Annotated in this window: 12 protein-coding genes; 6 read left to right on the top strand and 6 right to left on the bottom strand. The window is 72.1% G+C overall.

Annotated features, from left to right (window positions below):
- Nucleotides 1–57 precede the first annotated feature (57 nt).
- Nucleotides 58–624 (top strand): DUF3000 domain-containing protein, encoded by a 567-nt coding sequence (locus tag EER30_RS39510; protein ID WP_127506716.1) that lies wholly within the window; start codon nt 58–60, stop codon nt 622–624.
- A gap of 1 nt (nt 625) precedes the next feature.
- Here the strand turns inward: EER30_RS39510 and EER30_RS39505 are convergent, their stop codons facing one another.
- Nucleotides 626–1,855 (bottom strand): trypsin-like peptidase domain-containing protein, encoded by a 1,230-nt coding sequence (locus EER30_RS39505; protein ID WP_240670591.1) that lies wholly within the window; start codon nt 1,853–1,855, stop codon nt 626–628.
- A 142-nt stretch (nt 1,856–1,997) separates the two neighbouring features.
- Between EER30_RS39505 and EER30_RS39500 the strand changes: the two genes are divergently transcribed.
- From EER30_RS39500 to EER30_RS49090, 5 genes are all read left to right on the top strand, one after another.
- Nucleotides 1,998–3,299: a ribonuclease D gene (locus tag EER30_RS39500; protein ID WP_164842652.1), complete on the top strand. Its 1,302-nt coding sequence runs from the start codon at nt 1,998–2,000 to the stop codon at nt 3,297–3,299.
- A 535-nt stretch (nt 3,300–3,834) separates the two neighbouring features.
- Nucleotides 3,835–5,025 carry a thiolase family protein gene (locus EER30_RS39495; RefSeq protein ID WP_127506714.1) on the top strand — a complete coding sequence of 397 codons (1,191 nt, stop codon included), beginning with the start codon at nt 3,835–3,837 and terminating at the stop codon, nt 5,023–5,025.
- Nucleotides 5,022–7,082 carry a 3-hydroxyacyl-CoA dehydrogenase NAD-binding domain-containing protein gene (locus EER30_RS39490; protein WP_127506712.1) on the top strand — a complete coding sequence of 687 codons (2,061 nt, stop codon included), beginning with the start codon at nt 5,022–5,024 and terminating at the stop codon, nt 7,080–7,082. Before EER30_RS39495 ends, EER30_RS39490 begins: the two co-directional genes overlap by 4 nt.
- 127 nt (nt 7,083–7,209) lie before the next feature.
- Complete coding sequence (locus EER30_RS39485) at nt 7,210–8,037, top strand: hypothetical protein (RefSeq protein WP_127506710.1); 828 nt, start codon at nt 7,210–7,212, stop codon at nt 8,035–8,037.
- 140 nt (nt 8,038–8,177) lie between these two features.
- Nucleotides 8,178–9,119 carry a DUF2637 domain-containing protein gene (locus tag EER30_RS49090; protein ID WP_240670590.1) on the top strand — a complete coding sequence of 314 codons (942 nt, stop codon included), beginning with the start codon at nt 8,178–8,180 and terminating at the stop codon, nt 9,117–9,119.
- A gap of 7 nt (nt 9,120–9,126) precedes the next feature.
- On the opposite strand, the gene EER30_RS39475 is transcribed toward EER30_RS49090, so the two are convergent.
- The 5 genes from EER30_RS39475 to EER30_RS39455 form a co-directional block, all read right to left on the bottom strand.
- Entirely contained in the window at nt 9,127–10,365 is a 1,239-nt protein-coding gene (locus tag EER30_RS39475) for a sensor histidine kinase (RefSeq protein WP_205650622.1), read from the bottom strand.
- The gene (locus EER30_RS39470; RefSeq protein WP_127506708.1) at nt 10,362–11,036 is read right to left on the bottom strand and encodes a response regulator transcription factor; all 675 of its coding nucleotides are present in this window, start codon (nt 11,034–11,036) and stop codon (nt 10,362–10,364) included. The genes EER30_RS39475 and EER30_RS39470 overlap by 4 nt, the downstream gene beginning before the upstream one ends.
- 68 nt (nt 11,037–11,104) lie before the next feature.
- Entirely contained in the window at nt 11,105–12,382 is a 1,278-nt protein-coding gene (locus tag EER30_RS39465; protein WP_127506706.1) for an outer membrane protein assembly factor BamB family protein, read from the bottom strand.
- Between the two features lie 33 nt (nt 12,383–12,415).
- Nucleotides 12,416–13,774, bottom strand: a complete 1,359-nt coding sequence (locus EER30_RS39460; protein WP_127506704.1) for a PQQ-binding-like beta-propeller repeat protein — start codon at nt 13,772–13,774, stop codon at nt 12,416–12,418.
- Nucleotides 13,775–13,777: 3 nt separating this feature from the next.
- Complete coding sequence (locus tag EER30_RS39455) at nt 13,778–15,085, bottom strand: outer membrane protein assembly factor BamB family protein (protein WP_127506702.1); 1,308 nt, start codon at nt 15,083–15,085, stop codon at nt 13,778–13,780.
- Nucleotides 15,086–15,090 lie beyond the last annotated feature (5 nt).

Below are 15,090 nucleotides of genomic sequence, written 5' to 3'. Positions count from 1 at the left end.
GACACGCGGGGAGCACCGATCGGCTACGGACACCTCAAGGCGGCATAGTCTTCAGCCATGGCGTCCCCCTCCGCTGTTCCTCCGGCGTTCGCCCGCGCGGCCGACGCTCTGCGGGCACCGGCGCCTCGCCCCGAGATTCTCCTCGAGGAGATCGCCGCCCCGCAGAAGCTCGCGCCGTTCGCCTTCGCGATCAGCGCGACGGTGCTGCGCGCCGGCGACGAGGTGGCGGGCGGCCGGTTGATCCTGCTCCACGACCCGGCCGGGCACGAGGCCTGGCACGGCGACATCCGCCTGGTCACGCTGGTCACGGCCGAGCTCGAGGAAGAGATGGCGGGCGACCCGATGCTCTCCGCCGTCGCCTGGACCTGGCTGACCGACGCGCTCGACCAGCACGCCGCCGCCTACACGGCCATCGGCGGCACGATCACCCAAACCACGTCGACCCGCTTCGGCGAGCTGGCCGGCCCCGCGCCGACGGCCGACATCGAGGTCCGCGCCTCCTGGACCCCGACCGGCGACGACATCACCGCCCACCTGCACGGCTGGTGCTCGATGCTCGCCTCAACGGCGGGCCTGCCGCCACCGGGAGTCTCCGCGCTGACCGACCGCCAGCGCGTGGGCTAGGTCAGCAGACGTCGAACGTGTCGCAAGCCGTCTTGATCGGAATCGCTAGGCCGATGCCCTCGGCGTCCTTGGCCTTGGCGGTCGCCACGCCGACGACCTGCTCGTTCGCGTTGACGACCGGGCCGCCCGAGTTGCCGGGGTTGATGGGGGCGTCGAACTGGACCGTCGGGCCGTCCTGGTCGTTGGGGCGGTAGGCGCTGATCACGCCGGTGGTGACCGAGTCGTCCAGGCCGAGCGGGGCGCCGACCACCACGACCTGCTGGCCCGGCTTGACCTGGCCGGTCGAGGTGCCGAGGCCGGCGATGCGCTGGTTGGCCCGCAGCAGTGCCAGGTCCTTGCCCTTGTCGACCTTGACGATGGTCGCGCTGATGCGGGTGCTGCCGCGCTCCAGCGAGACTTTGCGACCGCCGTCGGTCCAGGTCTCGGCGACGACGTGGTAGTTGGTGAACAGGTTGGTCTGGTTGCCGGAGGCCTTCTTGCCGACCGCGAAGGCGGTGCCGGTGAAGCCGCCCGCGCGCACCCGGAAGACGCTGGGCAGCACCCCCGACGAGACCGCCTCGGGGTCGAACACACCGGCGAGCTGCTTCTCGAGCCGGTCGGTGCGGGTCTGCTCGGCCGAGAGCACCGACGCCAGGTCCTGGTTGTGCCGGCTCATTCCCTCGATCCGGTACGCCTGCCAGCCCGCCACCAGGAGCAACAGGGTCACCACGCCGATGACGAGCGGCTTGACCCGGCCCGCCTTGGAAACGGTCTGGGGCACCGGGTCGGGCTCGATCGCGGACGACAGGCCGGTGTGCCAGGCGGGCTGCTCGCCGGTGTGCCGCTGCTGCGGAAGCGGAGCGGCCGGCTCCCAGTGCGGCGCGGGCGGGGCACCCTCGACCCGCTGCCGGCGCGGGGCGGGCGCCGGCTCGTCCCAGCCGCGGGCGGGCTCTTCCCACTGGCGGGGATGCTGCGCCGGGACGCCGCGCGAGGGCTCTTCCCAGCCGTGGGCCTGCTGGTCGCGGCCGCCGCGGGCCGGCTCGTCCCTACCGGCGCCCGACTGGTCGCGGGCGCCGCGCGGCGGTTCGGCCCACGGGTCGGCGGGGGGCGGCGCGGGCCGGCCCTGGTCAGCCGCCCGGTCACCCCATCGGCCGTCGGCGGCCGGCGGGGGCTCCTCGGCGCGGCGCCGTCCGTCGTATCGGCGCTGCTCGTCGGAGCCCGCGGGGGTGAACGGTTCGTAGGTCATGGTCATCCGGCGCGGCCTCCCGGGTATCGGCTCTGCGCCGGGTAGTACGCAGAAAACGGCCGCTCGGATCAGCCCTTTGTCGATCGAGAAACGGCGCGCCGGGACCCGGCTGCAAGCGGCGAGGGTGGTACCCCCGTACGGTTACGGAGTGACCGACGAAGCACCCCTGCGCCGTCGGGACACGCCGGAGCCCGAAAGGGACGGACGACCGCACGCCGACTCGCCCGACCCGACGTCTGGCGGTCCCGATCCCGTTCCACTCACCGCGCCCCGCGACGGCACCCCGCGTCCGTTGGAGTCCGCCGACGAATTGGCCGAGGTCGTGGCCCGCATGGCCGCCGGCTCCGGCCCGGTCGCGGTCGACGCCGAGCGTGCCTCCGGCTACCGATACACCCAGCGCGCCTATCTGGTGCAGCTTCGTCGCGCCGGCGCCGGAACGGTGCTGATCGACCCGCTGCCGCTCGACGACCTGCGCACCCTCGACGAGGCGCTGGCCGACAGCGAGTGGGTGCTGCACGCCGCCAGCCAAGACCTCGCGTGCCTGGCCGAGGTGGGCATGAAGCCGCGCCGGCTTTTCGACACCGAGCTGGCCGCGCGCCTGGCCGGCTTCGAGCGCGTCGGTCTGGCCGCGATCACCGAGCAGCTTCTGGGCTATTCGCTCGAGAAGCACCACTCGGCGGCCGACTGGTCGACCCGTCCGCTGCCCGAGTCGTGGCTGACCTATGCCGCGCTCGACGTCGAACTGCTCACCGACCTGCGCGACCACCTGGCCGCCGAGCTCGAGCGCCAGGGCAAGACCGAGTGGGCCGCCGAGGAGTTCGCCGCGCTCGTGGCCAGCGCCGACCGGCCGCCGCGGGTGCGTCCCGACCCGTGGCGCCGCACGTCGGGCATTCACCGCGTACGGGGTGCTCGGGCTCAGTCCCGGGTCCGGGCTCTCTGGTATGCCCGTGACGGCGTGGCCGCGCGCCGCGACTCGGCCCCCGGCCGTGTTCTGCCCGACTCCGCGATCGTCGCCGCCGCCGAGGCTGACCCCAAGGACGAGCGCACTCTTCTGGCGATCTCGGGTTTCGGGGGCCGCTCGGTGCGCCGTCTGGCCCGCGTCTGGCTCGACGCGCTCGACGAGGCCCGCGCCCTGCCCGACGACGCGCTGCCCGTGAACCAGCCGGTCGAGGGCCCGCCCCCGCCGCACCGTTGGGCCGAGCGTGACCCGGTGGCCGCCGCCCGTCTCGCCCGCTGCCGCGCGGTCGTCGTCGCCACCGCCGAGGCCCACAACCTGCCGCCGGAGAACCTGATCAGCCCTGACTACGTGCGCAGGCTGGCCTGGTCGCCGCCCGACGAGTCGACCCCAACGACGATCGCCGACACCCTGCGCGGATTCGGCGCCCGCAACTGGCAGATCACCCTGCTGGCCGACCAGCTCGCCGAGGCGCTGCCCGCTCCCGCGGCCTGAACGACACACGGCATTCAGGCCCGGCCGACCCACGTGCGGCCGGGCCTGCTCGACCGGGCACGGCTAACCGCCTTGGCCGCCCGCGCCCCACTGAACCTTGGTGTTACCGGCGTCGGTGCCGCAGCGTTCGCACTGCGAATACGGGGCGCCCTCCGGGTTGGCGCGCCGCACCCATTTGTGCAGCCCGAGGCGGCATCTGAACGGCTTGCTCATAGCGTGAAGCTACGCTCGCGCCGCGATCGATTCCCTCGCCCGAACGGTCAGTGGGAAAGACGCCCCAACCAGCACAAACGTGGTTTTCTGGGGTTGGGCGCAACCACGCACGCAGGTCGCCGTGGCGGGGTGAGCGGTTTGGGCGCGCCAGCGCCCTGCTCGGCCCGGCGCGGCCCTCGGCGTGAGCGACGGTCTGTACCACCCACCCCGCTACGACCTCCTGCTCTTGATCTTGCGATGGAGGGCTGTGAGATTGACCGACCCCTGTGGCGCGACTTAGTTACCGATGAGTAATATCGCACCCACCGCCTTAGGAGGACCCGTGCCCCGTGAAGTACGTGAGGTCGTCTTCGTCGACGGCGTCCGCACACCGTTCGGCAAGGCGGGCGGCATGTATGCCGAGACCCGCGCCGACGACCTGGTCATCCGCTGCATCCGCGAGCTGATGCGGCGCAATCCCCAGCTGCCGCCCGAGATGGTCGACGAGGTCGCGATCGCGGCCACCACCCAGATCGGCGATCAGGGGCTGACCATCGGCCGCACCGCAGCACTGCTGTCCGGCCTGCCCAAGACTGTGCCGGGTTACGCGATCGACCGCATGTGCGCCGGCGCGATGACCGCGGTGACGAATGTTGCCGGTGGCATCGCAATGGGCGCCTACGACGTGGCGATCGCCGGCGGCGTCGAGCACATGGGCCGCCACCCGATGGGTGAGGGCGTCGACCCCAACCCGCGCATCCTGGCCGAGAAGCTGGTCGATCCGTCCGCGCTGGTGATGGGCTCGACGGCCGAGAACCTGCACGACCGCCTGCCCGGCATCACCAAGGAGCGGGCCGACCGTTACGGCCTGAATTCCCAGATCAAGACGGCCAAGGCGTACGCCGACGGCAAGCTTCAGCCCGACCTGGTGCCGGTCGCGATTCGCAGTGCCGAGCAGGGCTGGGGCCTCGCGACGGCCGACGAGGCGCCGCGTGAGACGTCGATGGAGAAGCTCGCCACCCTGAAGACGCCGTTCCGTCCGCACGGCCGGGTCACCGCGGGCAACGCGGCCGGGCTGAACGACGGCGCGACGGCGGCGCTGCTGGCCAGCGAGGAAACGGCACGCGAGCTGGGGCTGCCGGTCGCCATGCGGATGGTCTCGTACGGCTTCGTGGGCGTCGAGCCCGAGGTCATGGGCTACGGGCCGATCCCGTCGACCGAGAAGGCGCTGAAGAAGGCCGGCCTCACGATCGACGACATCGGGCTGTTCGAGCTCAACGAGGCGTTCGCGGTCCAGGTGCTGGCGTTCCTCGACCACTACGGCATCGCCGACGACGACCCGCGGGTCAACCCGTGGGGCGGCGCGATCGCCATCGGCCACCCCCTCGCGTCCTCCGGCGTCCGCCTGATGACGCAGCTCGCGCGGCACTTCGCCGAGCACCCCGAGGTCCGCTACGGCCTCACCGCCATGTGTGTCGGCATCGGCATGGGCGGCACCGTGATCTGGGAGAACCCGCTGTGGGAGGCGAAGTGATCGAGCACCCTCACGAGGTCGTTACGAAGGCCATCGTCCGTCTTGTCCAGGTGCCGGGGGTCGCGAAGAAGGCCGCCCTGATCACGCTGGACAACGGGTTCGACCACACGAAGCCGAACAGCTTCGGGCCGGCCGGGCTGGCGTCGTTGGACGCGGCGATCACGGCGGCGTCCGAGGCAGACCCGGCGTTCATCGCTGTCACCGGCAAGCCGTACATCTTCTGCGTCGGCGCTGACATCACTGGCATCCCGTATTTGACGTCGCGCGAGCAGGCCATCGAGCTGGGCGAGCTGGGACATCGGGTTTTCGCTCGGCTGAAGAATTCGACAATTCCGACTTTTGCGTTTATCAACGGTGCGGCTCTGGGTGGTGGCCTTGAGGTCGCGCTGCACTGCCACTACCGCACGGTCTCGGGCGGGGCGGCGGCGCTCGGGCTGCCCGAGGTCGCGATCGGCCTGGTTCCGGGGTGGGGCGGCAGCCAGCTCCTGCCCAACCTGATCGGCGTGCCCGGCGCGGCCCAGGTCATCCTGCAGAACCCGCTCACCCAGAAGGTGCTGCGACCCAAGCAGGCCCTCGAACTGGGCGTGGCCGACCAGCTCTTCGAGCCGGCCGACTTCCTGGAGCGCTCGCTCGAATGGGCGGCCGGGGTCGTCGGCGGCGACGTGACCGTGGAACGGCCCGAGATCGACCGGGACATGTGGGAGGGCGTGCTCTTCTTCGCCAAGCAGCAGCTCGACGAGAAGCTGCACGGCGCGGTCCCCTCGGCCAACGCGGCGCTCTCTCTTCTCGCGCTCGCGAAGGACGCGTCCTTCGAGGACGGCACGGCGGCCGAGACCGAGGCCCTGGCCGACCTGATCATGGGCGACGAGTCGAGGGCCAGCCTGTACGCCTTCGACCTGGTGCAGCGCCGGGCCAAGCGCCCGGTCGGCGTGCCCGACAAGTCGCTCGCCCGCAAGGTAACCAAGGTCGGCGTCGTCGGCGCGGGCCTGATGGCGTCCCAGCTCGCGCTGCTGTTCGCGCGCCGCCTGCAGGTGCCGGTGGTACTCACCGACCTCGACCAGACCCGGGTCGACAAGGGTGTGCAATACGTGCACGACCAGATCGACAAGCTGGTCGCCAAGCGCCGCCTCGACGAGGGTACGGCCGCCCGCCTGCGCGGACTGGTCAGCGGCTCGGTCGACAAGTCCGTCTTCGCCGACGCCGACTTCGTGATCGAGGCCGTCTTCGAGAACCTCGACCTCAAGAAGCAGATCTGGGCCGAGCTCGAGAAGATCGTGACGCCCGAGGCGATCCTGGCGACGAACACCAGCTCGTTGTCGGTGACCGAGATGGCGGCCGACCTCGAGCACCCGTCGCGGGTCGTCGGGTTCCACTTCTTCAACCCGGTCGCCGTGCTGCCGCTGCTCGAGATCATCAAGGGCGAGCAGACCGACGACGCCACGCTGGCCACGGCGTTCGCGGTCGGCAAGGAGCTGAAGAAGTCGTCGGTGCTGGTCAAGGACGCCCCCGCGTTCGTGGTCAACCGCCTGCTGACCCGGGTCACCAGCGAGATCTTCCAGGCCATCGACGCCGGTACGCCGCTCGACGTGGTCAACGAGGCGATGGACCCGCTCGGCCTGCCGATGCGCCCGATCGCGCTGCTCCAGCTCGTCGGACCGGCCGTGGCCTACCACGTCGGCGAGACGCTGCACCGGGCCTTCCCCGACCGGTTCGCCGAGTCGGCCAACCTCAAGAAGATCGTCGACGCCGGCCTGCCCGTCATGGTCGACGACGAGATCAACCCCGAGGTGGCCGCGCTCGTGGCCGGCGGGTCGGCCCCGCTCACCTCTGACCAGGTACGCCAGAAGGCGCTGGACGCGCTGGCCGAGGAGATCCGCATCATGCTCGACGAGGGCGTGGTCGCGGAGGCGCAGGACATCGACCTGTGCATGATCCTCGGTGCGGGCTACCCGTTCCACCTCGGCGGCGTAACGCCCTACCTCGACCGCAGCGGCACCTCCGAACGGGTGACCGGCAAGCGGTTCCTCCCCCGCGGCGTGGCGAGCCTGCCCGCCTGATTTGCGTCCGATTGCCGACGCCCCGCACGCTGAAAGGTGCGGGGCGTCCGCATTCGCCCAGTTCGGCGCTCCGCCGGGTCGCACCCGGCCGATAGGCTCGCGCGATAGCCGATTCCTGGAGCGTCCGATGTCGCAGCCTCCCTACCCCGGCCCGCCCTACCCGGACGACCCCACCGCCGGCCAGCCGTATCCCGGGGCTCCGGAGCCGCCGCCGACCGCGGCCTATCCGCCGCCCGGTCAGCCCGGCTACGGCCAGCCGACGCAGCCGGTCCACGGCGACTACACGCCGCCTCAATACGGCGCGGCGCCCGGTTACGGCACCCCGCCACCGCAGCCGCCCCAGAAATCCCGGACCGTGCCGATCGTGCTCCTCTCGATCGCGATCGTGCTGGTCCTCTGCGTCGGTGGCGTCGCCGCGATCCTCATCATCGGCAAGAACGAGGCCGACAAGGAAGATCGTGCGACCGCCGGCACCTCAGCCGCGCCGGCGCCGGTCTCGACCGTGACGCTCACCGAGCCGGCCACCCTGGGCGGCCGCGAGAAGCTGACCTCGCCCTCGTTCGCCGCGCTGGCCGAGCAGCTCAAGAGCGGCCTCGCGTCGACGCCCAACGCAACGAAGACGATCGGTGCGATCTACGGCGACGTGGCCGCTCAAGACATCGTGATCCTCTCCGCCGCCGAGGCCCCCATCCGAGACCCGCAGGGCGAGCTCGAGTCCACCTTCTACGGTGCCGGCATCGGCGGCCTGAAAATCGACAACATCACCACGGCGTCGACCGGCGCGCTGGGCGGCGCCGCGAAGTGCGGCAGCTCCGCGACCTCCGGCATCGAAATGGCCATCTGCACCTGGGCCGACGAGGGCAGCAAGGGCATGTTCATGTGGTTCGACGTGTCGGTGGCGAAGGCCAAGGCCGAGTTCCCGAAACTCCGCGCTGAAGTCGAGAAGAAGAGGTAGTCAAGGCGACACACCGCTGCACTTGATCACATAGTCGCAACGCCTCCGGAACGGACCGGTCACGGTTCCCTTCCGGAGGCGTTCGTGTAACCGGCAGCGGTCAGGATGGGTCGGTCCCGATACAGGCCGAGGAGGGTCCGGTGGTTCTGCAGCAACTGCGCCGCGTTCGCTGGGCCGTCCGAGCGACGCTGCTGCTCGGCGTGGCCGCGTCGGTCGTCGCCAACGTCCTGCACGCCCTGGACAACCCGATCAGCCAGGCCATCGCCGCGTGGCCGCCGCTGGCGCTGCTGCTCACCGTCGAGCTGATCTCGCGGGTGCCGGTGCACCGCCGCTACCTGGCCGTCCTGCGGCTGGCGTCGACGGCCATCATCGCGGGAATCGCCGCCTGGGTGTCCTATTGGCACATGGTGGGGGTGGCGGCCCGCTACGGGGAGACCGGCGCCTCGCCCTATCTGCTGCCGCTCTCGGTCGACGGCCTGATCGTCGTGGCCAGCATCTGCCTGGTCGAACTGGGCGGCCGCATCTCCACCCTGGAACGCGCCGCAGACCCCGAACCCGAGCCCGCCCTCGTGCCCGTGCCTGCCGTCGAGCCGCCAGTGGGGGCTCCGAGCCTGATGCCGAGCCCGCTCAGCGCCGCGCACGCCCGGGTCAACGGCCCCGCCCCGATTCCGGTCCCGCGTGGCGCGGTGGGGCTCAGCCCGGCCACGGCCGCCGCTCTGGCCGAGGTCGCGGCGGCGCTCCCCCGCACGGAGACCACCAACGCGCAGCCGACGACAGCCCGATCCACAGCGCCCCGATCCACAGCGCCCCGGCCGGCAGCGCCCCGGTCGGCGGCTCCCCGGGCCACCGCCGCCAGCGGCCGCGTCGTTCCCGCCCAGCGGTCCACGCCCGGCCGGGTCACCTCCCGCACCGAGCAAACGGGCGAGACACCTTCGAGGGCTCGCCGCACCCCGGCCGAGACGTTCGCGCTGGCCGAGCAGATCAAGGCCGCACGGCCCGGATTGTCCGAAGCGGAGATCGCCGCGGAGCTGGGCATCAGCCCGTCCCGCTGGCGCTCGATCCGCCGCGAGTCCTCCGCCTGACCGAGGCTTACGAGGAAGCGACCCCGAGCCCCTTGGCGCGGGGCACCGAGGCCGACGCCGCCACCACCGGGGTCGTGTCGGCTGTGGGCAGCGAAACCGTCACCTCGAGGCCGCCGCCTTCCTGGGCGACCGCCGACACCGTGCCGCCGTGGGCGTCGCAGACCGCACGCACGATCGACAGTCCCAGCCCCGAGCCGCGTGACCCCGTACGCTCCCAGCCGCCCCGCCGGAACGGCTCGAACAGCCCGGGCACGTCGGCCGGCTCCACCTCGTAGCCCGTGTTCCCGACCACCAGCCGCGCCTGCCCGTTCACCGTCGACGTGCTGACCCACAGCCGGCCGAGCAGGTGGTTGTAGCGGATCGCGTTCTCGATGAGGTTGCCGGCCAGCCGGTCGAGCAGGGACGGGTCGCCCACCACGTTCGCGGGTTGCAGGTCGGTCGTGACGTCGAGCTTGAGTCTCTCGGCCTCGGCCTTCACCGCCGACAGCGCGCTGGTCACGCTCATCGACAGGTCGGCCGGCACCTTGCGCACCAGCCGCCGCCCCGACTGCGCCTCCGAGCGGGCCAGCACCAGCAGCGCGTCGACCAGACCGTTGGCCCGTTCGGACGCGTTGCGCACCACCTTGGCCATGCGCCGGTATTCGGCCACGTCGGCCTCGTCGTCGGTCAGCGTCACGTCGATCTCGGTGCGCATCACGGCCAGCGGGGTGCGCAGTTCGTGGGAGGCGTTGGCCACGAACCGTTTCTGCGACTCGAACGCCCCGGCCAGCCGGTCGAGCATCGCGTCGAACGTGCGGGCCAGCTCGGCCACCTCGTCGTCCGCCCCGGAGTAGCGGATGCGCTGGTCGAGCGTCTCCTCGCCGAGCCGCCGCGCGGTCTGGGTGACGTTGTGCAGCGGGCGCAGGGCGCGGCCGGCCACCGCGTAGGCCCCGGCGATGCCGATGATGCCGATCGCGAACAGCGCCACCAGGCCCTTGACCAGCACCTCGCGCGACGCCGAGTCGACCAGGGTCTTCTGCCACGACACGGCGTCGGCGGTCGTCCCGTCGGCCAGCGTGACGGTCGACCCGGGGGCGAGCCCGACGCCGGGGTGCATCACGTCGGCCACCAGCAGCCAGGCCAGCAGCACGAGGATCGCGCCGGCGCCGACCAGCAGGATGCCGTTGAGCAGGGTGAGCCGCAACCGCAGCGTGGGCCGCAGGGTGAAGCCCGAGCCGCGGCGAGCACGGCCGAGGTAGACCGTCATGAGAGGCCGACCGGTTCGGGCACCCGATAGCCCGCGCCGACCACGGTCTCGATCAACGGCGGGTCGCCCACCTTTTTGCGCAGCGTCATCATCGTCACCCGAACGGTCGTGGTGAACGGGTCGGTGTTGGCGTCCCAGACCCGTTCCAGCAGCTCTTCGCTCGAGACCACGCCGCCGCGGGCCTTGAGCAGCTCTTCGAGGACGCCGAACTCTTTGTTGGTGAGCTCGATCGGGGTGCCGCCGCGGGTGACCACGCGACGGGTCTGGTCGAGCACCAGGTTGCCCACGGTGAGCACGGGCGGGGCGGCCGGGGTCGCTCGCCGGCCGAGCGCCTGCACCCGGGCCACCAGTTCCTCGAAGGCGAAGGGTTTGGCCAGGTAGTCGTCGGCGCCGAGCTGGAGGCCCTCGACGCGGTCGGCGACCGTGCCGCTGGCCGTCAGCATGAGCACGCGGGTGAGCGCGCCCGACTCGACCAGGGCTGCGCAGATCTCGTCGCCGTGCATGCCGGGCAGGTCGCGGTCGAGAACGACGACGTCATATCGCGTCACGTAGGCCATCTCGTGGCCTTGGAGGCCGTCGTAGGCGACGTCGACCGCCATGCCCTTGCGCCGCAGCCCTCGCGCGATCGCGTCACAGAGGTTCCGCTCGTCTTCCACCACCAGCACACGCACCGCTGACCTCCATCGAACCGCCGGGACCAGCCTCGCCGACCGAGTGTGAAGAGACCGTAAGACAAAGGTTATCCAAGGGGCCACATCGCGACGGAGGCGTCGATCAGCCGGCAGATGAACAGTCCGGCCGTCGCCTGACAACTGTCCGAGACGTCCTCGACCGTGCCGAGCAGGCGCACCGAGAGCGTGGCCGGATCGAGCACGCCGTAGTGCACGCGATATTCGCCGCGCACGTCCAGCTTGGCGTAGAAGCGCCCGTCGCCGGTCGGGGCGAGGAATTCCCAGCGCCCGAAATCACCCTTCGGCCGGCCGGTGGCCGGGTCGATGACCCAGAGGCCGGGCTCGTCCAGCCCACGTTCGGCCCGGGTCGCCAGAAGATAATCCCCGATCCCTTCCGCGTACGCCCACCGGTCGGAATGCCACAGCTCACGACCGGTGGCGGGGTCGAGGGCGGTCATCCCCCGCTGATGCAGGAAGGCGCAGATCAACCGGCCGCAGCCCACCTGCGTCCAGGTCGTCGACAGGTCGGCGTCGGTGTGCCAGAGGGCCGTCAGACCCGGCAACCGGTACGCCCCGACGCCGGGCCCGCCGTCGTCGGCCATGACGAGGTCGTCGACCGGCCAGATCAGCCCGTTCGCGCGTCCGGGCCGGGACGGTACGACGCGGGTGGCGATCAGCGCGCCGGTGCGCGGGTCGCGGGTCTCCAGCCGCCCCGATTCGTTGAGCAGCACCAGCCAGCGCGGGTAGTCGCCGACCCACCCGGCCTCGGCGATGTAGCCGTCGGTGGGGCGCCTCAGCGACCAGCGGGTCGCCCCGGACAGCAGGTCGACACCGCGCACCGCGTCGTCGGTGCCCAGCAGCACCAGTTCGTCCTCCGGCGAGATCGCGATCAGCCTGGCCGTCTGCCGCCAGCGGGTCTGGTCGGTGCCTTTGGTGACGGCCACGGTGGCCCACGTGCCGCTGGCGTCGACCTGGTAGGAGGTCAGGATCGTCTCGCCGGCCAGCAGGACCTGGTTGATCGCGCCCGAGACGGTGACCGTGGTGCGGGTGAGCAGTTTCGCGCTCGGGAGGGCGTACGTGCTGATGGTTCTTCGGCTGACCTGGGCGACCACCGTGGCCGAACCGGAGACCATCATCATGCGGTTGTGGGCGAGGAACATCGTGTCGCCGAGCCGGGCCGGCACGATGACCGGTCGCGGTGCGGGCACCGGGGCGGCGGCCGCCGCCACCTGGACGACGAGCGCGATCGACAGCAGGGCGAGCAGGGCCCGGTGCGGCAACAGGCGCTCGGGCACGACGGTGGCCGGCGCCTCGCGGCGCACCTCGCCCAGGTCGATGACTCCCACGGCGCACCCCCACCCATTGTGCGCCCGGTTGTTTCAGGCCCGGTAGGCCCAGATTCGCAACTCGCCGCCGGCGCGGCAGGCGACGTGGGAGCGGTCGGAGGTGCAGTCGCCGACGGGCCAGCCGGTCACCCCGAGCGGCTGGACGGCGTCGCGCCGCGGCACGACCACGCCGAAAGCACTTTCCGCGCCGAGACTGCGCCGCAGCAGGATCGGCTGGCTGTCGTCGCCCATCACCTCGGCCCGCCAGCCGGCCAGGTCGACGCGCGCGGCGCCGGTGCCCGGATCGACCAGGCGCTCGGGCAGCCCCGACTCGTTGCCGATCTCGATCACGTAGCCGCCGCGCTTCATCAGGTCGACGCCGGTGGGCGCCCGCCACCGCGGTTCGCCCGTGCGGGGGTCGAGCACGTCGAGAGCCCGCAGGCTGCCCGAGCAGTGCAGTCCCGCGCAGCTCGCCCGGTCGAGAAGCACCTCGGGCACCGCCCGCGACCACAGTTGCCCGAGGGTGTCCGCCGAGTAGGCCGCCTCGCGGGCGACCACGCCGTCGTGGCCGTAGTAGACCATCATCAGCCCGTCGACCAGCTCGCCGCCGGTGGGCCCGCCGCTGTCCAGCGCGGGCAGGGCGATCGAGGCGACGACCCGGCCGCTCGTCCCGTCGATGCGTTGCAGCCGGTCGGACGAGAGCAGCAGCACAGCCGGGGCGTCCCCCGGGGCGACGAGCACGTTCACCGAGCCGGGCGCGCCGAGGGTCCAGAGCGTGCGGCCGGTGGCGAGGTCGACACCGCGTACGTCGGTGCGCAGCGGCGGCTCGGTGTGGGGCTCGCCGGTGGCCCCGAAGAACAGCAGGCCGGGCTCGCCCGAGGACTGGTCGTAGAGCGTGCCGTCGCGGAACTCGTTGTCCTGCACGATCCCCGTGCGCCCGCCGGCCAGCGGTGTCACACCCACCGGCGACGACCAGGCCCGTTCGCCCGTCGTGGCGTCGACGACGGTCGTGGCCGGGCCGTCCGAGAGCAGCACGACGCCGCCGGCCGGCACCGCGTTCAGGCCGCCGAAGCTGATCTCGTCGGGCTCGGTCTCGCGCACGGGGAACCGCGTGCTCCACACCTCCCGGGGCGGCCCGGCCAGGCTCCACGCGGTCGTGATGCGATCTTTGCCGTCCCGCTCGGTCGTGAAGATGCGGCCGCCGGTGAGCTGGAACGGCGCTTCCGGGCCCATCGGGGCGGGCACGGCGCCGACGTAGCGCCAGAGCACAGGCAGGATCGGGGCGGCGCCTCCGGCCGCGAGGGCGAGCACGGCGACCAGCAGCAGGCCGGGCAGGCGATAACGCCGCGCGGGCGGCCGGGACCGGGGCAGGTGGTCGGGCCGGCCGGTGAGATCCAGCTCGATCAGCGCCAACGGTTACCCCTTCTTGCCGTACGCCCAGACCACGAGCTGGCCGTACATCGAGCGGCACACCAGCCGCTCGGGGGCGGCCTGACAGTCACCGGTGCCGTCCGGGAGCGGCCCGAGCAGCCGCGGTTGCCTCTCGCCCGGCTGGGCGAAGGCGACCATCGTACGACCTCCGGAGTCGACCGAGCGTGTGACCAGCAGGTGGTCCTCGCCGACCGTTCCGCTGACCGGGCGCCATCCGGTCAGGTCGACCTCGCTGGCCCCGGTGTCCGGGTCGATCACGGCCAGCGGTCGCGTGTTCTCGGTCGAGCCGTAGGCGACGAACATGTTCCCGAACTGCTGAAGCCCCCGCCAGTCGGGGTTGGTCCAGCGCACGTCGCCGGTGGCCGGGTCGATCGCGCGCATCCCGTCCGGCCCGGTCAGACAGGCCAGAACCCCACAAGGGTCGACCTCGAACGACCCCCGGGCGGGCTGGCTCCACAGATTGCGCAACGTGACCGGGTCGTAGGCGGAGAACTCCATGTCCGGCCGGCCCGGGTGCCGCAGCAGGATGATGCCGTTGACCACCGTCGGGTTCGCCGGGTCGTAGTCGGCCGCCGGGATGCGGGCGGTGGCCAGCCGGGCGCCGGTGACCAGGTCGTGCACGGCCATGGTGCGGTCGTCGTGCACGAGCAGCATGCGGGTGCCCGAGTCCCCCGGCCCGTGCAGCCCCAGGAGCACGGCGCTCGACGGCACGTCGACGGTCCAGTTCGTGCTGCCGGTCGCCGGGTCGATGGCCTCGACCGGCCCCTGGACGCGTCGCGACACGCCCGTCCCGTTGCGGATCGGCTGGGCCGAGATCAGAGTGGGCGAGCCGGGCAGCGTGACCACGTTGCCGGGGCGGCTCCACCGCGGCCCGCCGTCGGTCAGCGCGATCGCCGTCGTGCCCGGATCGCGCGAGCCGACGGTCCACGGCCGCATCAGCACCAGGCCCGAGCCGAGGCGCAGCCGGAACGCGGGGGCGGTCTGCCCGGCCTCCCACTGCGTCTCGCCGTCGCTCAGGTCATAGGCGCTGAGCAGGCCGAAGGTCTGGGCCAGCAGGCGGCCGTCGTCGGTGATCGCGTACGCGTCGGCCGGCCCGACCCGCAGGCTGAAGACCTCGCTCAGGGCCGGCTTGGCCGGGGCGATCGAGGCGCCCGACGTGGCCAGGACGAGCACGGCCAGAACCGCGGCCGGGAACCAGCCGGGAAACGTCGAGCGTCGCGGTGAGTCGTACGAGTCAGGTTCGCCGCGTTCCAGACCCAGATCGATGACCACCGTGTTGCCCTGCACCGTCATGTTCC

The sequence above is a fragment of the Actinoplanes solisilvae genome (assembly GCF_003999975.1).
Lineage (GTDB): Bacteria > Actinomycetota > Actinomycetes > Mycobacteriales > Micromonosporaceae > Actinoplanes > Actinoplanes solisilvae.
The sequence above is the reverse complement of the archived record's forward strand: the minus strand, read 5'-3'. Positions and strand labels throughout refer to the sequence as shown.